We start from the raw sequence: 19,156 nt of genomic DNA, 5'->3' as shown, positions 1-19,156 counted from the left end.
CCACCCCGACAGCGGCCTGGCCGTCGCGCGCACCGTCGCCGAGGCGCTCCCGCCCGACGGCCTGCTCGTCGTGGGCGCGTCTCAGCCGATCCGCGACCTCGACGTCGTCGCGCGGCCCTGGACGGTGGGCGAGCGTCGCTACGTCGTGGCCAACCGCGGCCTCGCCGGCATCGACGGCACCGTGTCGACGGCGGTCGGCGCGGCCCTTGCCCGCGACTCCAGCCGGGCCCTGGCGCTGATGGGCGACCTGACCTTCCTGCACGGCAGCAACGGCATGTTGATCGGGCCCGACGAGCCGCGGCCCGACCTCACGGTCGTCGTGGTCAACGACGACGGCGGTGCCATCTTCTCCACGCTCGAGCAGGGCGGGCCCGAGCACGCCGACGCGTTCGAGCGCGTGTTCGCCACACCCACCGGCGCCGACCTGGGGGCCCTCTGCGCCGGCTACCGCGTGGCGCACCGACGCGTGGAGCCCGCCGGGCTGGCGGCCGCGCTCGCCTTGCCGACCGGTGGGCTGGAGGTGGTCGAGGTGGTCCTGCGACGTGACGACCGGCGCGCCCTCGACGCCGCTCTGCGCTCCGCGACGGCGGCTGCGCTCGCCGACGACTGAGCGCCGACGGCGTTGCGTCGATTGATCCCGTCCAGCAGTCGAGAAACCGTGACAGTCCTGGTGGCAGCAACCATGCCGGCGGTACGGTGAGTGGTGTGCGTCACGTGCGCGCCGACGAGAGGACGGGCATGGGGATCGAGACCTTCGACTACGTGGTGATCGGGTCGGGCAGCGGCGGCGGCGTGGTCGCCGCGCGACTCACGGAGGACCCCGACGTCCGCGTCCTGCTCCTCGAGGCCGGGCCGATGGACGACGACGACATGATCCACCTGCCGGCCGGGTTCTCGACGCTGTTCAAGACGTCGTGGGACTGGGGCTACCAGACCACGCCGCAGAAGCACCTCGGCAACCGTCGCGCCGACTGGCCGCGCATGAAGGCGCTCGGCGGCTGCACCTCGATGAACGCGATGATCTACATCCGCGGCAACCACGCCGACTACGACGAGTGGCGCGACGCCTACGGCGCGGACGGCTGGGGCTACGACGACGTGCTGCCCTACTTCGTGCGGTCGGAGGGCAACCAGCGCCTGCGCAACTCCTTCCACGGCAACGACGGCCCCCTGCACGTCGAGGACCGCCGCCACGACCACGAGCTGAGCCACGCGTTCGTCGAGTCGGCCGTCGCGAACGGCATGAAGCGCACCGACGACTTCAACGGCGCGGAGCAGGAGGGGGCCGGGCTCTACCAGGTCACCTGCCGCAAGGGTCGACGCTGGTCGGTCGCCGACGCGTACATCCGTCCGGCCCTGTCGCGCCCGAACCTGGTGCTGCGCACCGAGGCGTTCGTGACGTCGATCGACCTCGAGGGCGCGAAGGGCGCCAAGCGCGCCGTCGGCGTCACCTACCGGCGGGGCGCGTTCACCGAGACGGTGCGCGTGAACGCCGAGGTCGTCCTCGCGGGCGGCGCCATCAACAGCCCCCAGCTCCTCATGGTGTCGGGCATCGGCCCCACCGCCCACCTGAAGGACCACGGCATCGACGTGCAGGTCGACCTGCCCGGCGTCGGGCAGAACCTGCAGGACCACCCGGTCTCCGGCGTCCTCGCGCACACCCAGGGCACGACCGACATCGCCGCGTCGCTCAACCTGCCGCAGCTGCTGAAGGCCCAGAAGCTGGGTCGGGGTCCGCTCACGTCGAACGTCGCCGAGGCCGGCGCGTTCTTCACCTCGCGCGACGACCTCGACCTGCCCGACCTGCAGTTCCACTTCGCGCCCACCGGCTTCTGGGACAACGGACTGCACGAGCCCACGCAGCCGGCCCTCACCCTCGCCGCGACCCTGGTGCGCGTGCAGAGCCGCGGCCACGTGCGGCTGCGGTCGGCCGACCCGAGCTGGAAGCCGGAGATCGAGGCCGGCTACCTCGACGACCGCGCCGACCTCGAGGCGCTCGCCGCCGGCATCCGCCGCGCCTGCGAGATCCTCAAGGACGGTCCCCTGGCCCGGTACGTGAAGGCGCCGTGGGAGCCCGCGTCGCTCGACCCGACCGACGAGCAGGTGTACGCCTCGATCAACCGGCTCTGCCAGACGCTCTACCACCCCGTGGCCACCTGTGCGATGGGCACCGGCGACGAGAGCGTCGTCGACCCGCAGCTGCGCGTGCGCGGCGTCGAGGGTCTGCGCGTGGCCGACGCGTCCGTCATGCCCGCGGTCCCGCGTGGCAACACCAACGCCCCCACGATCATGGTCGGCGAGAAGGCCGCCGACCTGCTGAAGGAGTCCCGATGACCTCGACGTTCGACCGCCACCCGTCCCCGCCGCCCACCTCCGCCTCGGTCCCGGCCGACGGCGTCGAGACCTTCGAGTCGCTCGACCCGGCCACCGGGGACCTCGTCGGTGTGCACCCCGTCGCGGGTCCGGAGGACGTCGCCCTCGCGGTCGAGCGGGCCCGCGACGCCGCCGCCTGGTGGGGCAACCTCACGTTCGACGAGCGCGCGGAGCACCTGCTCACGTGGCGCAGCGTCATCACGCGCCGGATCGCGCAGCTGTCGGAGCTGTCGCACCGCGAGACCGGGAAGCCGATCCCCGACGCCCAGCTCGAGATCGCGCTCGCCATCGACCACGTCGCGTGGGCCGCCAAGCACGCCAAGAAGGTGCTCGGCCCGCAACGCGTGGCCTCCGGCCTCGTCATGGCCAACCAGAAGTCGACGGTGGAGTACAAGCCGCTCGGCGTCGTGGGCGTCATCGGCCCGTGGAACTACCCGGTCTTCACCCCGATGGGTTCGATCGCCTACGCGCTGGCGGCCGGCAACACCGTGGTGTTCAAGCCGAGCGAGTACACGCCGGGTGTCGGCGTGTGGCTCGCCGAGACGTTCGCCGAGGTCGTCGGCGGCATCCCGGTGCTGCAGGCGATCACGGGCCTGGGTGCCACGGGTGCCGCGCTGTGCACCTCCGGTGTCGACAAGCTGGCGTTCACCGGCTCTACGGCCACCGGCAAGAAGGTCATGGCGGCGTGCGCCGAGCGGCTCACCCCCGTCGTCATCGAGGCGGGCGGCAAGGACTCGCTCATCGTCGACGAGGACGCCAACATCGCCAAGGCCGCCGAGGCCGCGCTGTGGGGCGGCATGTCCAACGCGGGCCAGACGTGCATCGGCACCGAGCGCGTCTACGTGCACGAGAAGGTCTTCGACGCGTTCGTCGCCGAGATCACCGAGCAGGCCAAGGGGCTGCGCGCCGGGACCGACGCGGGCGCCAAGATCGGGCCGATCACCATGCCGTCGCAGGTCGACGTCATCCGCGGTCACGTCCAGGACGCGCTCGACCGGGGCGCCACGGCCGTCGTCGGTGGTGCCGACGCGGTCGGGGAGCGGTTCGTGCAGCCGACGATCCTCACCCACGTGCCCGAGACGTCGACGGCGATCACCGAGGAGACCTTCGGCCCGACGCTCGCGATCAACCCGGTGCGCGACATGGACGAGGCCGTCCGACTCACGAACGCCGGCAAGTACGGGCTCGCCGGCGCCGTGTTCTCCAAGCGCCATGGCGTGGAGATCGCCCGACGCATCCGCTCGGGCATGACGTCGGTCAACGGCATCATCACCTTCGCCGGCGTGCCCGGCCTGCCGTTCGGCGGTGTCGGGGAGTCGGGCTTCGGCCGCATCCACGGTCCCGACGGCCTGAAGGAGTTCACGTACGCCAAGGCCATCACCCGGCAGCGCTACGCACCGCCGCTGAACCTCACGTCGTTCAAGCGGACCGTGAAGGACGAGAAGGGTCTGAACCTCATCGTCACGCTGCTGCACGGCGGCAAGAAGACGCTCAAGCCCTGAGTGGTGGACGCTTCCGGGGCGTTCTCGGCGCGAGAGCGCCCCGGAGGTGTCCGAAACGGGAGAGGTTCAGGCCAGGGCGTCGCGCACGGGGACGAGCTTGGCCTGGCTCTCGGCCAGCTCGTCGGCCGGCACCGAGTCGGCGACGATGCCGCAGCCCGCGAACAGGCGCACGCGGCGGCCCTCGTCCTCCAGCTGCGCCGACCGTAGGCCGATGCCCCACTCGCCGTCGCCCTCCGCACCGATCCACCCCACCGGGCCGGCGTAGCGTCCGCGGTCGAGACCCTCGATCTCCGCGATGAGCGCGACGGCCGCGTCGGTGGGCGTCCCGCCGACCGCCGCCGACGGGTGCAGGGCGGCCACGAGGTTCAGCGCGCTCGCGTCGCCCCGCAGCACGGCCGTCACGTCGGTGGCCAGGTGCATCACGTTGGGCAGGTGCAGCACGAACGGCGCGTCGGGCACGTTCGTGCTCGAGCAGTGCGGTGCCAGCGCCTCGGCGACCGACCGGACGGCGTACTCGTGCTCCTCGAGGTCCTTGCTCGAGCGGGCCAGTGACGCGGCGAGCGCGAGGTCGCGGGTGTCGTCGCCCGTGCGGCGGATCGTGCCGGCCAGGACGCGCGACGTCACCAGCCCGCGCTCGAGACGCACCAGCATCTCCGGCGTGGACCCGAAGAAGCCGTCGACGTGGAATGTCCAGCATCCGGGGTAGTCGCGGGCCAGCCGGCGCAGCGGCGAGCGGACGTCGAGCGGCGTGTCGAGCTCGGCGACCAGGTCGCGGGCGAGCACGACCTTGTCGAGCTGGCCGGCGGAGATGCGGCGCACCGCCTCGGCCACCACGTCCTGCCAGGCGTCGCTGTCGACCGACCCGTCGACGAGCTCCACGCCGTGCGGGTGCTGCGGCGGGTCGGTGGGCGTGAGCGACGGCGGGGAGGAGATCGACGTGCCGACGACCGTGACCCAGCTGCGTCCGTCGCGGCGGCCCACGACCACCTCGGGCACGACGAGGCTGCTGCCGCGGCCGTCGTCGGCGAACGCGAAGCTGCCGAATGCCACAAGTCCGCTGCCGGGCACGTGCACCTCGTCGCGCGTGACGCTGTGCCGCGTGACCTCGCGCCACCAGCGGTGCGCGCGGTCGAACCGGTCGGGTCCGTCGACGGACAGCGACGCCGCGCGACCCCAGCCGACCAGACCGTCGCCGTGGTGCACCCAGGCGACCGCGTCGGTGTCGCGGTGCAGCAGCGCGAGCAGCGGTCCGGGGTCGTCGACCTCGACGGTGCGGGCGACGAGCGGCGACGGCAGGGGGCTCGCCGCAGCTGCCACGGGGGGAGGGCTCGTCACCCGATCGAGCCTACTCGTGGGACGCTTGCGGGGTGAGCCGAGCCGGACTGGACAAGGAGCCCCGCGACGTCGCGCGCATGTTCGACACCGTCGCCCAGCGCTACGACGTGACGAACGACGTGCTGTCCCTCGGTCAGGACCGCCGGTGGCGTCGCAAGGTCGTCGACCTCGTGGCCCCGAAGCCGGGCGAGCGCATCCTCGACCTCGCCGCCGGCACCGGGACCTCCAGCGAACCGTTCCGCGAGGCGGGCGCCACGGTCGTGCCCTGCGACTTCTCCCTCGGCATGCTGCAGGAGGGCCGCCGCCGGTTCGCGCACCTGCCGTTCGTCGCCGGTGACGGCATGCGCCTGCCGTTCGCCGACGCCTCCTTCGACGCGGTGACGATCTCCTTCGGCCTGCGCAACATCCACGACCCGCTGCAGGGTCTGCGCGAGCTGCGACGCGTGACCCGACCGGGCGGTCGGATCGTCGTGTGCGAGTTCTCCACGCCCACGTGGGAGCCGTTCGCGGCGGTCTACTCGAACTACCTGATGCGGGCGCTGCCGTCGATCGCGCGTCGGACGTCGTCGAACCCGGAGTCGTACGTCTACCTGGCGGAGTCGATCCGCGCCTGGCCCGACCAGAAGGGCCTTGCCCTGCGCATGGTCGAGGCGGGCTGGGGTCGCGTGGAGTGGCACAACCTCTCGGGCGGCATCGTGGCGCTGCACCACTCCTTCCGCCCCTGACGTTCGTCCGTCCGGACCTGCTGGTGCGTCGCCTGCGGTGGTCCCGTCGGGCGATGCGCCGGTCGCGGTCCGTCCCGGCCTGTTGGTGCGCCGCCTGTGACGGTCCTCGACCCGCCGGTGCGCTGCCTCGGCCCGCGCTGGGTGTGGTCTTCGAGAGGCCTCGACCGGGCCGATGGCGCGATGCTCGGGGGGCCCCGGGCTGCGGCCGGGTGCGGCGTGGGGGCGGTAGGTGGCGCGCGCTTCCTGCGGAGGCGGAGGTAGGTGACGCGCGGTAAGAGCCTCTCATTCCACGCGTCACCTACCTCCGAGCCCAGGGACACGCGCGTCACCTACCGCCCACCCAGCCCGCACCCCGAGAACCCGACCAGACGCCGCTCCCAGCCAGCCGGTCGAGGCCTTCTCGGAGGCCACCTCCAGCGCGAGCCGAGGCAGCGCACCAGCAGGCCGAGACCGACCGCAGCCGGCGACGCCCCGTCCACGACGCACGGCGCTTGTCGCTTGCACATGTGCGCGGATGTGCACACAATGAACTGTGCTCACGACGCTGCGCCGCCACCCGCGCTACGCCCGGCTCTTCGCCGCCCAGCTGAGCGGGCTGCTCGGCACGGGCGTGCTGACCGTCGCGCTCGCCCTGCTCGCCGCCGACCTCGCGGGACCGCAGGCGGCCGGGGTGCTGGCGACGGCGATGACGGTCAAGATCGTCGCCTACGTCGCGCTGTCGCCCTGGATCGCGCGGCTGACCGCCGGGTGGGCGCCGGTGCGCGTGCTCGTCGGGGCCGACGTCGTGCGCGTCGCGGTCGCGGCGTCGCTGCCGCTCGTGGACGCCACCTGGCAGGTCTACGTGCTCGTCCTGGTGCTGCAGGCGGCGTCGGCCGGGTTCACGCCTGCCTACCAGGCCCTCCTGCCGCGGGTGCTGCCGGAGGAGGACGACTACCGGCAGGCGCTGTCGCTGTCGCGGGTCGCCTGCGACGCCGAGGCGGTGGTGAGTCCCGCCGTCGCGGCGCTGGCGCTCGTGCTGGTCGACGCCCGCTCGCTGTTCCTGCTGTCCGCCGTCGGCTTCGTCGGCTCGCTGGTCTGGGTGCTGGCCGCACGACCGCCCGCCGCCGCGACGCCGGCCGGAGGTCGGGAGGAGCGCAGCGGCGGGTTCGTGACGTTCGTGCGGGTGGCCGACCTGCGCCGGCTGCTCCTGCTCGACCTCGTCGCGGCCTGCGCCTACGCGTCGGCCCTCGTCCTCACGGCGACGCTGGTGGCCGACGTCGGCTGGGGCGAGTCCGAGGTCGGTGTCGTGCTCGCCGTGTTCGGGGCCGGCTCGGTGGTCGGTGCGGTGCTCGTCTCGCGTTGGACGGGGGAGCCGTGGACCCCGATGTGCTGGGGTGGGGGCGTCGTGGCCCTCGCGCTGCTCGTCGCCGCGGCAGTGGGCGACGGGGGTGCTGGGCTCGTCGCGACGTGGGCCGTCCTTGGCCTGGGGTCGTCGCTCGTCCTCACGCCGTCGGGGCAGGTGCTGCGCGCGCAGGGCGAGGGTCGACGCCTGACGCTCCTGTTCGCCGGACACTTCGCCTGGTCGCACGCCTGCTACCTGCTCACCTACCCGCTCGCCGGGCTCGTGGCCGTGCAGACGTCGCCACGGCTGGCCCTCGCCGTCCTGGGTGGGCTCGCCGCCGTCGCCCTCGTCGGGGCGCTGCGCCCCCACCCCTCCCGCTCCCGCCTGTTTGCGTGGGGCCCCACGCAAACAGGCTCCGCCCACCGCAGACATGCGGCGTGAGTGCGCGTTTGCGTGGGGCCCCACGCAAACGCGCACGGGGGACACGCCTGACCGGGGCGACCGGCGCGCCGACCCCTGCGCGACCCTGGCTGCGACACAATGACGACGTGAGCGACGGCGGCAGGGGCGGGCGGGCGATCGAGCCTGCGCCCAGCCTGCGGCACGACGTCGAGCCGACGCCCGAGCGCCTGGCCGAGGCGTCGGAGGTGTTCGGCCTGCTCTCCGACCGCACCCGCCTGCACCTGCTGTGGGTGCTGGCCCGTCAGGACGCCGACGTCACCACGCTCGCCGACACGGTCGGCGCGAGCCGGACGTCGGTGAGCCAGCACCTGGCGAAGCTGCGACTGGCCGGACTCGTCGAGGCGCACCGCGAGGGCCGCCGCGTGCGGTACACGCTCGTCGGCGGACACCTGCGTCGCCTCCTCCTCGAGGCTCTCGGACACGCCGACCACGTCGTCACGGGCGAGCCACACCACGTCTGACCTGCGCAAACACCACCTCACCGGACTCCGCACCTCGACTTAGTGTGACCTCAGTTACACACGCCCCTCGGCGGGCGTAGAGTGAGGCGCAGGTCACGTTGTGAAGTAGTTCACAAGGTCACGACCTCGGGAAGACCCCACGCCCACACATGCTGGAGGTGACGGTGAACGAGTACACACCGGTCCTCGTCCTGGGCGCCCTCGCGGCCGGGTTCGCCGTGTTCAGCATCGCGATCGCGCCGCTCACCGGGCCGAAGCGGTACAACCGCGCCAAGCTCGACCGCTACGAGTCCGGCATCGAGCCCAGCCCGCTCCCCGACGGCGGCGGCAAGGTCAGCGTCAAGTACTTCTTCACCGCGATGATGTTCATCGTCTTCGACATCGAGATCGTCTTCCTCTACCCCTTCGCCGTCGCCTTCGACCAGATGAGCTGGTTCGCCGTCTTCGCGATCCTGCTCTTCCTCGTCAACGTCACGATCGCGTACGCCTACGAGTGGCGCCGCGGTGGAATGGAGTGGACCTGATGGGTCTCGAGGAGAAGCTGCCCAGCGGCGTCCTGCTCTCGACGGTCGAGGGCCTCGCCGGCTACATGCGCAAGGCGTCGTTCTGGCCCGCCACGTTCGGGCTGGCCTGCTGCGCCATCGAGATGATGACGTTCGGCGCCCCCCGGTTCGACTCCTCGCGGTTCGGCATGGAGGTCTTCCGCCCCAGCCCCCGCCAGGCCGACCTGATGATCGTCGCCGGCCGCGTGAGCAACAAGATGGCACCCGTCCTGCGCCAGATCTACGACCAGATGGCCGAGCCCAAGTACGTGCTCGCCATGGGCGTCTGCGCCAGCTCCGGCGGCATGTTCAACAACTACGCGATCGTGCAGGGCGTCGACCACGTCGTCCCCGTCGACATGTACCTCCCCGGCTGCCCGCCCCGCCCCGAGATGCTCATCGACGCCATCCTCAAGCTGCACGACAAGATCCAGCACACCAAGCTCGGCGCGCACCGACTCGAGGAGATCCGCGCCGACGAGGCCGCCGCCCTCGACGCCGCGCCGACGTCGGCCCTGAAGGGCCTGATGCGCTGATGGCAGACGACAAGACCCGCACCGTCGACGACCACACCACCACGCAGGACCGCTCGCACGACCCCGTCCCCGACGGCGGCGCGCCCGTCGTCCCCGCAGGCACCGAGACCTTCGAGGTCGTCGACGTGCGCCAAGGCATGTTCGGCGTGCGCGGCACCGGCGACACGAGCGGCTACGGCGGCATCACCCGCCCCGTCGCGATGCCGCCCGCCTCCCAGCCGCCCTTCGGCCCCGGCGACGGACCCGGGTGGTTCGACGACGTGCACGACCGCCTCGCCGAGCTCGCCGACGGCACCGACGCCATCGAGCGCGTCGTGGTGGACCGCGGCGAGATCACCTTCGTCGTCCGCCGTGAGACGCTGCTCGACGTCGTCCGGCACCTGCGCGACGACGCGGCGCTGCGCTACGAGCTGTGCAGCAGCCTCTCCGCCGTGCACTTCCCGCACGAGACCGGCCGCGAGCTGCACGTCGTGCTCCACCTGCTCTCCATGACGCACCGGCGCCGCATCCGCGTCGAGACCACGTGCCCCGACGCCGACCCGCACGTGCCGAGCGTCGTCGCCGTCTATCCCACCGCCGACTGGCAGGAGCGGGAGGCCTACGACATGTTCGGCATCGTCTTCGACGGCCACCCGGCCCTCACCCGCATCCTCATGCCCGACGACTGGCAGGGCCACCCCCAGCGCAAGGACTATCCCCTCGGCGGCATCCCCGTGGAGTACAAGGGCGGCACGGTCCCGAGCCCCGACCAGCGCAGGAGCTACTCGTGAGTGGCATGCGTAGTCGGCTGCAAGGTGGTCTCGATACGTCGGGACCTGCTCGTACCTCGCGGTCCCGACTACTCGACCAGCGGCACGACTGCTGGTCGAGCAGGCCAGTCGGCGACGGAGGAGCTCGGCTGGCCGTATCGAGACCACTCGGCAACGGCTCAGCGCTCGGGAGGACGCGATGACCGACATCACCCACGACGCCTACGCCGGCACGAGCGAGTCGACGTCCGGGCCCGTCTTCACCGTCACCGGGCAGGACTGGGACACCGTCGACGCGGCCGCCGTCGACGGCGACCGGATCGTCGTCAACATGGGGCCCCAGCACCCGTCGACGCACGGCGTGCTGCGACTCATCCTCGAGATCGACGGCGAGACGGTGAAGGACGCCCGACCCGGGATCGGCTACCTGCACACCGGCATCGAGAAGAACATGGAGTACCGCACCTGGACGCAGGGCGTGACGTTCTGCACCCGCATGGACTACGTGGCCCCGTTCAGCAACGAGGCCGCCTACGTCGCCGCCGTCGAGCGGCTGCTCGGCGTCGAGGACGACGTGCCCGAGCGGGCCCGGACCATCCGCGTGCTCATGCTCGAGCTCAACCGGATCAGCTCGCACCTCGTCTGCATCGCGACCGGCGGCATGGAGCTCGGCGCCCTCACCGTCATGACCTGCGGCTTCCGCGACCGCGAGCTCATCCTCGACCTCTTCGAGGCGATCTCGGGGCTGCGCATGAACCACGCCTACCTCCGGCCGGGCGGCGTCGCGCAGGACCTGCCCGACGGCGTCGTCGAGCAGCTGCGCGGCACGGTCGCCCTGCTGCGCAAGCGGCTGCCGGAGTACGCCGCGCTGTGCAACGCGAACCCGATCTTCAAGGGCCGGCTCAAGGGCGTCGGGCACCTCGAGCTCGACGGCTGCCTCGCCCTCGGCCTCACCGGGCCCGTGCTGCGGGCCACCGGCTACGACTGGGACCTGCGACGCACGCAGCCGTACTGGGGCTACGACACCTACGACTTCGACGTCGTCACCTGGGACGAGCCCGACGCCTACGGCCGCTTCCGCGTGCGGCTGGAGGAGATGTGGCAGTCGCTGCGCATCGTCGAGCAGGCGATCGACCGGCTCGAGGACACCGCCGGTGCGCCCGTCATGGTCGACGACCCGAAGATCGCGTGGCCGGCCCGGCTCAGCGTCGGCAGCGACGGGCAGGGCAACTCCGCCGAGCACATCCGCCACATCATGGGCGAGTCGATGGAGGCGCTCATCCACCACTTCAAGCTGGTCACCGAAGGCTTCCGGGTCCCGCCCGGCCAGGCCTACGTCGCGATCGAGGCCCCGCGCGGCGAGATCGGCTGCCACGCCGTCTCCGACGGCGGCACCCGTCCCTACCGGGTGCACTTCCGCGACCCGAGCTTCGTCAACCTGCAGGGCACGTCGATCATGAGCGAGGGCGGCATGTTGTCCGACGTCATCGTCGCCATCGCCAGCATCGACCCGGTCATGGGCGGGGTGGACCGATGAGCCAGGGCGTCACGCCTCCGCTCGACGAGGCCACGACCGCGGAGCTGCGCGAGCTGATGGGCCGCTACCCGCAGGCGCGGTCGGCGCTGCTGCCGATGCTGCACCTCGTCCAGTCGGTGCAGGGCAGCGTCACCAGCGAGGGCGTCGAGACCTGCGCTGAGCTCCTCGGCCTGACCACGGCGGAGGTGTCGGGCGTCGCCACCTTCTACACGATGTACAAGCGGCGCACGATGGGCACGCACCACGTCGGCGTCTGCACCAACACGCTGTGCGCGGTGATGGGCGGCGACGCGATCTTCGAGCGGTTGAGCGACCACCTCGACGTCGGGAACGACGAGACGACCGCCGACGGCCAGGTCACCCTCGAGCGGATCGAGTGCAACGCCGCCTGCGACTACGCGCCGGTGCTCACGGTCAACTGGGAGTTTCTCGACCGCCAGACGCCGGAGTCGGCCGTCGACCTCGTCGACCGGTTGCGTGCGGGCGAGCCGGTGCAGGCCTCCCGCGGCGCCACGATCACCAGCTGGCGCGACGCCGAGCGCGTGCTGGCCGGGTTCGAGGACGGCCGCGCCGACGAGGGCCCGTCGGCGGGCGACGCGTCCCTGGCCGGTCTGCGGATCGCCCAGGAGCGCGGCTGGTCGGCACCCCCGATCCCCCCGGTGGCCGACACCGGGACGCAGGACCACGGCCCCGGCGGGGGTTCCGGGCCGCGGGCGGAGAAGGAGCCCGGCGGGGGTTCCGGGCCGTGGGCGGAAAAGGACACAGCCGAAGCGGAGGCCGACACGCGTCGGGCCGAGGACGAGACGGTGGCCGAGGAGTCGGCCGCCGACGTGAAGGGCGGAGGTTCCGCGGATGGCTGACACACTGACACCGGTGCTGAGCCGGGGCTGGGCCGACGAGCGCTCGTGGACACGCGAGGCCTACGAGGCGCGCGACGGCTACAGCGCGCTGCGCACCGCCCTCGACATGGCGCCCGACGAGATCGTCACGCTCGTCAAGGACGCCGGGCTGCGCGGGCGCGGCGGCGCCGGATTCCCTACGGGCATGAAGTGGAGCTTCATCCCCCAGGAGAACCCGAACCCCAAGTACCTGGTGGTCAACGCCGACGAGTCCGAGCCGGGCACCTGCAAGGACATCCCGCTCATGATGGCCAACCCGCACGAGCTGATCGAGGGCGTCGTCATCGCCAGCCTCGCCATTCGCGCGGAGCAGGCGTTCGTCTACGTGCGCGGCGAGGTGTTGCACGTCGTGCGACGCCTGCGTGCCGCGTGCCGCGAGGCCTACGAGGCCGGCTACCTCGGGGCCGACGTGATGGGCTCCGGCCGGCGCGTCGACCTGGTCATCCACGCCGGTGCCGGCGCCTACATCTGCGGCGAGGAGACGGCGTTGCTCGACTCGCTCGAGGGTCGGCGCGGCCAGCCGCGGCTGCGGCCGCCGTTCCCCGCGGTCGAGGGTCTCTACGCCAGCCCGACGGTCATCAACAACGTCGAGTCGATCGCGTCGGTGCCGGCCATCGTCCGCGGCGGCGTCGAGTGGTTCGGCTCGATGGGCACCGAGAAGTCCAAGGGGTTCACGCTGTACTCGCTGTCGGGCCACGTGAAGCGGCCCGGCCAGTACGAGGCGCCGCTCGGCACCACGCTGCGCGAGCTGCTCGACCTCGGCGGTGGCCTGCGCGACGGTGCCGAGCTGAAGTTCTGGACCCCGGGCGGCTCGTCCACGCCGATCCTCACGGCCGAGCACCTCGACGTCCCCCTCGACTACGAGGGCGTCGGCGCAGCCGGCTCGATGCTCGGCACCAAGGCGCTGCAGGTCTTCGACCAGACGACGTCGGTGGTGCGGTGCGTGCTGCGCTGGACGGAGTTCTACAAGCACGAGTCGTGCGGCAAGTGCACGCCGTGCCGTGAGGGCACCTGGTGGCTGGTCCAGGTGCTGCAGCGTCTCGACGCGGGCCAGGGTCGTGCGGGCGACGTCGAGCTGCTGCTCGACCTCTGCGACAACATCCTCGGCCGGTCCTTCTGCGCCCTCGGCGACGGCGCGACCAGTCCGATCACCTCGGCCGTCCGGCACTTCCGCGACGAGTTCGAGGCGGGGATGCACACCTCGTCGGCGGAGCTGTTCCCGCCCGCCGCGTCCACGCTCTTCGCCGCGGAGGTGAGCGCATGACCGTCGAGGCGTCCCGCGAGACCCAGACCCCGGTCGACCTCGTCACCCTGACCATCGACGACGTCGAGGTGAGCGTGCCGAAGGGCACGCTCGTCATCCGCGCCGCCGAGCTGGTGGGCACCGAGATCCCGCGATTCTGCGACCACCCCTTGCTCGAGCCGGTCGGCGCCTGCCGGCAGTGCCTCGTCGAGGTGCCCGACGCGGGCAACGGGCGCGGGTTCCCCAAGCCCCAGGCCTCCTGCACGCTCGAGGTGGCGCCCGGCATGGTCGTGCGGACGCAGGTGACGTCGCCGGTGGCCGAGAAGGCGCAGCACGGCACCATGGAGCTCCTCCTCGTCAACCACCCGCTCGACTGCCCGGTGTGCGACAAGGGCGGGGAGTGCCCGCTGCAGAACCAGGCGATGAGTCACGGGCGGGGCGAGAGCCGCTTCGCGGAGACCAAGCGGACGTTCCCGAAGCCGTTGGCCGTCTCCGAGCAGGTGCTGCTCGACCGCGAGCGCTGCGTGCTGTGCGCACGCTGCACGCGGTTCTCCGAGCAGATCGCGGGCGACCCGTTCATCGCGCTCGTCGAGCGTGGCGCGCGCCAGCAGGTCGGGATCGGGCCGTCCGTCGACGCCGAGGCGTTCGGCGACCGTGCCGGTGCTGACGGTGAGGGGGGTGGCGAGCAGCCGTTCCACTCCTACTTCTCGGGCAACACCATCCAGATCTGCCCCGTGGGCGCGCTCACCAGCGCCGACTACCGGTTCCGCTCGCGGCCCTTCGACCTCGTCTCGACGCCGAGCGTGGCCGAGCACGACGCGTGCGGTGCCGCGATCCGCGTCGACCACCGCCGGGGTGCCGTCATGCGGCGCCTCGCCGGCGACGACCCCGAGGTCAACGAGGAGTGGGTCACCGACAAGGACCGCTTCGCGTTCACGTGGAGCCGTCAGGACGACCGGCTGCGCACGCCGCTGGTGCGCGACCCCGGCACCGGCGAGCTCGTGCCGACGTCGTGGCCCGGGGCCCTCGCCGCAGCCGCAGCAGGGCTGCGCGAGGCCGCAGGCAAGGTCGGCGTGCTGCCCGGCGGACGCCTGACCGCCGAGGACGCCTACGCCTACAGCGTGTTCGCCCGGGTGGCGCTGGGCACCAACGACATCGACTTCCGCGCACGTCCGCACTCGGCGGAGGAGTCGGCGTTCCTCGCCGCTCGCGTGGCCACCCGCCAGGACGTCGCCACGCGCGACCTCGAGTCGGCGTCGACCGTGCTGCTCGTCGGACTCGAGCCCGAGGACGAGGCCGGCACGCTGTTCCTGAGGCTGCGCAAGGCGTCGCGGCACGGCGTGCGCGTCGTGGCGGTCGGCTCGCACACCACGCGCGGCCTCGCCAAGTGCGGTGGCGAGCTGCTGGCCGCCCGACCTGGCGAGGAGGCCTCGGCCCTCGACGCGATCCAGGACGGCGACGGCTCGGCCGGCGTGGGTCTCGACCCCCGCGCCGTTGTGCTGCTGGGAGAGCGGCTCGCGTCGTCGCCCGGTGCGTTCAGCGCCGCGGTCCGGCTGGCCGAGCGCACCGGCGCCCGTCTCGCGTGGGTGCCGCGCCGCGCCGGCGACCGCGGCGCCGTGGAGACCGGCTGCCTGCCGACCCTGCTGCCCGGCGGCCGGCCCGTCGCCGACGCCGAGGCACGCGCCGACCTCGCCGCGGCGTGGGGCGTGCGCTCCGTGCCCGCGCAGACCGGGCGCGACACCACGGCGATGCTCCGGGCCGTGGCCGAGGGGCAGCTGCGTGCCCTGGTGGTCGGCGGCGTGGAGCTCGACGACCTCCCCGACGCCGCCCTGGCGCGCGAGGCCCTGGCCGCCGCCGACTTCGTCGTGAGCCTCGAGGTGCGTGAGAGCGACGTGACCCGTGTCGCCGACGTCGTCCTCCCGGTGGCGCCGCCGGTCGAGAAGTCGGGCACGTTCGTCACCTGGGAGGGTCGCCTGCGCCCGTTCGGCACCGTGTTGGAGGTGCCCGGCTCGCTCACCGACGTCCGCGTGCTCGCAGGCGTCGCCGAGGAGCTCGGTGCGCCGCTGGGCTTTCGCACCACGGCGGGCGCGATGCGGAGCATGCGCGACCTCGGCCCCTGGGACGGCGAGCCGCTGCCCGCCCCCGACGTGCCCGCCCGCGAGCAGCCAGCCCTCGAGGAGCCGCGGCCCGGCGGCGCGGTCGTGCTCGCCACCTGGCGCCAGCTCGTCGACGACGGACGGCTCCAGGACGGCCAGGACCGCTACCGCGCCACCGCCCGTCGTGCGGTGCTGAAGGCCTCCGCCGCCACCCTCGCCGCTGCCGGCGTCGAGGTGGGCGACGTCGCCACGATCGCCACCGACCTCGGCAGCGCGTCGTTCCCCACCGAGGTGGCCGACCTGCCCGACGGCGTCGTGTGGGCACCGGGCAACAACGGTGTCCACCTGCGCGGCACGCTGGGCGCCGACCACGGCTCCACCGTCCGCCTGCTGCCAGGAGGTGAGCAGGCATGAGCGAGGCATTCGGCAACGAGGCGTTCTGGGTGGTGGCGCTGAAGGCGCTGCTGGTCTTCGTGATCCTCGTGGTCTACACGCTGTTCAACATCTGGTTCGAGCGCCGCGTGGTGGCGCGCATGCAGCACCGCGTCGGCCCCAACGTGCACGGACCCTTCGGGCTCCTGCAGTCGCTGGCCGACGGCGTGAAGCTGGCGCTCAAGGAGGACATCGTCGTCAAGGCGGCCGACAAGGTCGTCTACGTGCTGGCGCCGATCATCGCCACCATCCCCGCGTTCCTGGCCTGGGCGGTCATCCCGTTCGGTCCGGAGGTGCGGATCCCGTTCACCGACACCGTCACGCCGCTGCAGCTCACCGACATGCCGGTCGCCGTGCTGTACGTCCTGGCGGTCACCTCGATCGGCGTCTACGGGATCGTGCTCGCCGGCTGGTCGTCGGGCTCCACCTACTCCCTCCTCGGCGGGCTGCGCTCGAGCGCCCAGGTCATCTCCTACGAGGTGGCGATGGGCCTGAGCTTCGTCACCGTCTTCCTCTACGCGGGCACGATGTCGACGAGCGAGATCGTCGCCGCCCAGGAGGACGTCTGGTACTTCCTGCCGCTGCTGCCGTCGTTCATCATCTACGTCATCGCCATGGTCGGGGAGACGAACCGGGCCCCGTTCGACCTGCCGGAGGCCGAGGGCGAGCTGGTCGGCGGCTTCCACACCGAGTACTCGTCGCTGAAGTTCGCGCTGTTCTTCCTGGCCGAGTACATCAACATGGTCACGGTCTCGGCGATCGCGACGACGCTGTTCCTCGGCGGCTGGCGCGCCCCGTTCGGCATCGGCACGCTGTGGCCGGGTGCGAACGAGGGCTACTGGCCGGTGCTGTGGTTCCTCGGCAAGACGCTGGGCTTCATCTTCCTGTTCATCTGGCTGCGCGGCACCCTGCCCCGGATGCGCTACGACCAGTTCATGGCCTTCGGCTGGAAGGTGCTCATCCCGATCTCGCTGGTCTGGATCGTCGCCGTCATCGTCGTCCGCAAGGGCATGACCGACGGCACCTTCGACCAGCGCACGCTGTTCGTCGCGGCCGGGGTGGCCGCCGCGGTGCTGCTGGTGAGCCTGCTCCTGCCCGAGCGGAAGCCGTCCGACCCCGAGCAGACGGCGGAGGTCGACGCGCCTGCGCCGACCGACCACGGTGGCGGCTCCTACCCCACGCCGCCCATGCCCGAGCAGACCTGGAACCAGAAGGAGGGCGTCCGACGATGAGCGACACCAACGGCGGAGGCAGCCTGAAGGAGACGCTGTGGGACCCGATCGCCGGCTTCGGCGTCACGTTCCGCACGATGTTTCGCAAGCCCGTGACGGAGCAGTACCCGTTCGAGAAGCGGCCCACGGCGCCCCGGTTCCACGGCCGGCACCAGCTGAACCGCTGGCCCGACGGGCTCGAGAAGTGCGTGGGCTGCGAGCTGTGCGCCTGGGCGTGCCCGGCCGACGCGATCTACGTCGAGGGCGCCTCGAACGGCACCTCCGACGGCACCGACGGGGGAGGGGAGCGCTTCAGCCCGGGGGAGCGGTACGGCCGCGTCTACCAGATCAACTACCTGCGCTGCATCCTCTGCGGGCTGTGCATCGAGGCGTGCCCGACGCGCGCCCTGACGATGACCAACGAGTACGAGCTGGCCGACGACAACCGCGCCGACCTCATCTACGAGAAGTCCGACCTGCTGGCGCCGCTGCTGCCCGGCATGGTCGAGCCGCCGCACGCGATGCTGATCAGCGACGACCACCACGACTACTACGCGGGCAAGACGCTGCCGGTCGTCGAGGTCACGCACGGGGAGGCGACCGAGTGACCGCGTTCTGGATCGTCGCGCCCGTCGTGGTGGTGGCGGCCCTGGGGCTGCTGTTCGCCCGCAAGGCCGTGCACGCCGCGCTCAGCGTGGCCGTCGTGATGGTGGGGCTGGCGGTGCTGTACGCGGCGCAGGGTGCCCCGTTCCTGTTCGCGGTGCAGATCATCGTCTACACCGGCGCGATCATGATGCTGTTCCTGTTCGTGCTCATGCTGGTGGGCGTCGAGTCGCGGGAGTCGTTGACCGAGACGATCCGCGGCCAGCGGCTGGCGGCCACGGTGGCCGGTCTGGGCTTCGGGTTCGTGCTGGTGACGGCGGTCGGGCAGACGACGCTGGGGCCGGTGACGGGTCTGCGCTCGGCGAACGAGGACGGCAACGTCTACGGGCTGGCCGCGCTGATGTTCGGCCCGTACGTGGTGGCCATGCAGCTCACCGCGGCCCTGCTGGTGACGGCGGTGCTCGGGGCCATGGTGCTGGCGCACCGCGAGGCGCTGACGCCGCGGCGCAGCCAGGCCGACATCGCGCGCGACCGCATGGCCGAGTACGCGACGACGGGCCGCCACCCCGGCAACCCGCCGACGCCTGGCGTGTTCGCGCGGCACAACGCGGTCGACACCCCCGCCCCGCTGCCCGACGGCAGCCCGGCGACGGACTCGGTGTCGCCGAGCATCGTGGCGCGCGGGCAGCTGCGCGACGGGTTCGACGACGATATCCACGTGGTCTCGCGCCAGCTCCGTCGCGAGGACGACGAGGACGCCGGGGCTGGGGCCGTGGGCCGGGACGGTGGGCCTCGGCGGGGGTCCGGGGCCGTGGGCCGGGAGGGGGACGAGTGAACGAGTACCTGACCCTGTCGATGATCCTCTTCACCATCGGTGCCGTCGGCGTGCTGGTGCGCCGCAACGCGATCGTCGTGTTCATGTGCGTCGAGCTGATGCTGAACGCGACGAACCTCGCGCTCGTGACGTTCTCGCGCCAGCACGGCACGCTCGACGGCCAGATCGCGGCGTTCTTCGTCATGGTCGTCGCGGCCGCCGAGGTCGTGGTGGGGCTGGCGATCATCGTGTCCATCTACAGCACGCGTCGCACGACCTCGGTCGACGACGCGAGCCTGCTGAAGCTCTAGGGGG

Annotated in this window: 18 protein-coding genes; 17 read left to right on the top strand and 1 reads right to left on the bottom strand. The window is 72.2% G+C overall.

Features of this window, described 5'->3' with window-relative positions; all coding sequences use genetic code 11:
- The 3 genes from A6Q81_RS03910 to A6Q81_RS03900 all read left to right on the top strand — a co-directional run.
- Positions 1 to 610: thiamine pyrophosphate-binding protein (locus A6Q81_RS03910; protein ID WP_286689594.1), on the top strand; the 610-nt coding region annotated here is incomplete at its 5' end.
- Between the two features lie 128 nt (positions 611 to 738).
- Positions 739 to 2,334 (top strand): GMC family oxidoreductase, encoded by a 1,596-nt coding sequence (locus tag A6Q81_RS03905; RefSeq protein ID WP_286689593.1) that lies wholly within the window; start codon positions 739 to 741, stop codon positions 2,332 to 2,334.
- Positions 2,331 to 3,875: an aldehyde dehydrogenase family protein gene (locus A6Q81_RS03900; protein ID WP_067854590.1), complete on the top strand. Its 1,545-nt coding sequence runs from the start codon at positions 2,331 to 2,333 to the stop codon at positions 3,873 to 3,875. The genes A6Q81_RS03905 and A6Q81_RS03900 overlap by 4 nt, the downstream gene beginning before the upstream one ends.
- 66 nt (positions 3,876 to 3,941) lie before the next feature.
- Here A6Q81_RS03900 and A6Q81_RS03895 read toward each other — a convergent pair whose 3' ends face one another.
- On the bottom strand, positions 3,942 to 5,210 hold the full coding sequence (locus tag A6Q81_RS03895) for an isochorismate synthase (protein WP_067854592.1): 1,269 nt from the start codon (positions 5,208 to 5,210) through the stop codon (positions 3,942 to 3,944).
- 32 nt (positions 5,211 to 5,242) lie between these two features.
- Between A6Q81_RS03895 and A6Q81_RS03890 the strand changes: the two genes are divergently transcribed.
- From A6Q81_RS03890 to nuoK, 14 genes are all read left to right on the top strand, one after another.
- Complete coding sequence (locus A6Q81_RS03890) at positions 5,243 to 5,935, top strand: demethylmenaquinone methyltransferase (RefSeq protein ID WP_067854595.1); 693 nt, start codon at positions 5,243 to 5,245, stop codon at positions 5,933 to 5,935.
- Positions 5,936 to 6,467: 532 nt separating this feature from the next.
- Entirely contained in the window at positions 6,468 to 7,697 is a 1,230-nt protein-coding gene (locus A6Q81_RS03885; RefSeq protein ID WP_286689592.1) for an MFS transporter, read from the top strand.
- A gap of 107 nt (positions 7,698 to 7,804) precedes the next feature.
- Positions 7,805 to 8,179, top strand: coding sequence for an ArsR/SmtB family transcription factor (locus A6Q81_RS03880; protein WP_236749807.1), 375 nt, complete (start codon positions 7,805 to 7,807; stop codon positions 8,177 to 8,179).
- A gap of 164 nt (positions 8,180 to 8,343) precedes the next feature.
- A complete protein-coding gene (locus A6Q81_RS03875; protein WP_067861288.1) occupies positions 8,344 to 8,703 on the top strand; it encodes an NADH-quinone oxidoreductase subunit A in 360 nt (119 codons plus the stop codon).
- On the top strand, positions 8,703 to 9,257 hold the full coding sequence (locus tag A6Q81_RS03870; protein WP_067854600.1) for a NuoB/complex I 20 kDa subunit family protein: 555 nt from the start codon (positions 8,703 to 8,705) through the stop codon (positions 9,255 to 9,257). Before A6Q81_RS03875 ends, A6Q81_RS03870 begins: the two co-directional genes overlap by 1 nt.
- Positions 9,257 to 10,027 (top strand): NADH-quinone oxidoreductase subunit C, encoded by a 771-nt coding sequence (locus A6Q81_RS03865; RefSeq protein WP_067854603.1) that lies wholly within the window; start codon positions 9,257 to 9,259, stop codon positions 10,025 to 10,027. The genes A6Q81_RS03870 and A6Q81_RS03865 overlap by 1 nt, the downstream gene beginning before the upstream one ends.
- Positions 10,028 to 10,205: 178 nt before the next feature.
- Complete coding sequence (locus A6Q81_RS03860; RefSeq protein WP_286689591.1) at positions 10,206 to 11,543, top strand: NADH-quinone oxidoreductase subunit D; 1,338 nt, start codon at positions 10,206 to 10,208, stop codon at positions 11,541 to 11,543.
- Positions 11,540 to 12,403 carry an NADH-quinone oxidoreductase subunit NuoE gene (nuoE, locus tag A6Q81_RS03855; protein ID WP_067854609.1) on the top strand — a complete coding sequence of 288 codons (864 nt, stop codon included), beginning with the start codon at positions 11,540 to 11,542 and terminating at the stop codon, positions 12,401 to 12,403. Before A6Q81_RS03860 ends, nuoE begins: the two co-directional genes overlap by 4 nt.
- The gene (gene nuoF / locus A6Q81_RS03850) at positions 12,396 to 13,706 is read left to right on the top strand and encodes an NADH-quinone oxidoreductase subunit NuoF (RefSeq protein WP_067854611.1); all 1,311 of its coding nucleotides are present in this window, start codon (positions 12,396 to 12,398) and stop codon (positions 13,704 to 13,706) included. Before nuoE ends, nuoF begins: the two co-directional genes overlap by 8 nt.
- On the top strand, positions 13,703 to 16,195 hold the full coding sequence (locus A6Q81_RS03845) for an NADH-quinone oxidoreductase subunit G (RefSeq protein WP_067854614.1): 2,493 nt from the start codon (positions 13,703 to 13,705) through the stop codon (positions 16,193 to 16,195). The genes nuoF and A6Q81_RS03845 overlap by 4 nt, the downstream gene beginning before the upstream one ends.
- On the top strand, positions 16,192 to 17,445 hold the full coding sequence (gene nuoH / locus A6Q81_RS03840; RefSeq protein ID WP_286689590.1) for an NADH-quinone oxidoreductase subunit NuoH: 1,254 nt from the start codon (positions 16,192 to 16,194) through the stop codon (positions 17,443 to 17,445). The genes A6Q81_RS03845 and nuoH overlap by 4 nt, the downstream gene beginning before the upstream one ends.
- Positions 17,442 to 18,032, top strand: coding sequence for an NADH-quinone oxidoreductase subunit NuoI (nuoI, locus tag A6Q81_RS03835; protein ID WP_067854620.1), 591 nt, complete (start codon positions 17,442 to 17,444; stop codon positions 18,030 to 18,032). Before nuoH ends, nuoI begins: the two co-directional genes overlap by 4 nt.
- The gene (locus A6Q81_RS03830) at positions 18,029 to 18,862 is read left to right on the top strand and encodes an NADH-quinone oxidoreductase subunit J (protein ID WP_067854623.1); all 834 of its coding nucleotides are present in this window, start codon (positions 18,029 to 18,031) and stop codon (positions 18,860 to 18,862) included. The genes nuoI and A6Q81_RS03830 overlap by 4 nt, the downstream gene beginning before the upstream one ends.
- The gene (gene nuoK / locus A6Q81_RS03825; RefSeq protein ID WP_083516221.1) at positions 18,859 to 19,152 is read left to right on the top strand and encodes an NADH-quinone oxidoreductase subunit NuoK; all 294 of its coding nucleotides are present in this window, start codon (positions 18,859 to 18,861) and stop codon (positions 19,150 to 19,152) included. The genes A6Q81_RS03830 and nuoK overlap by 4 nt, the downstream gene beginning before the upstream one ends.
- Positions 19,153 to 19,156: the final 4 nt, after the last annotated feature.

This window comes from Aeromicrobium sp. REDSEA-S38_B2 (assembly GCF_001628525.1).
Lineage (GTDB): Bacteria > Actinomycetota > Actinomycetes > Propionibacteriales > Nocardioidaceae > Aeromicrobium > Aeromicrobium erythreum.
Note: the sequence above shows the minus strand (reverse complement) of the source record. Positions and strands in the feature narration are given on the sequence as shown.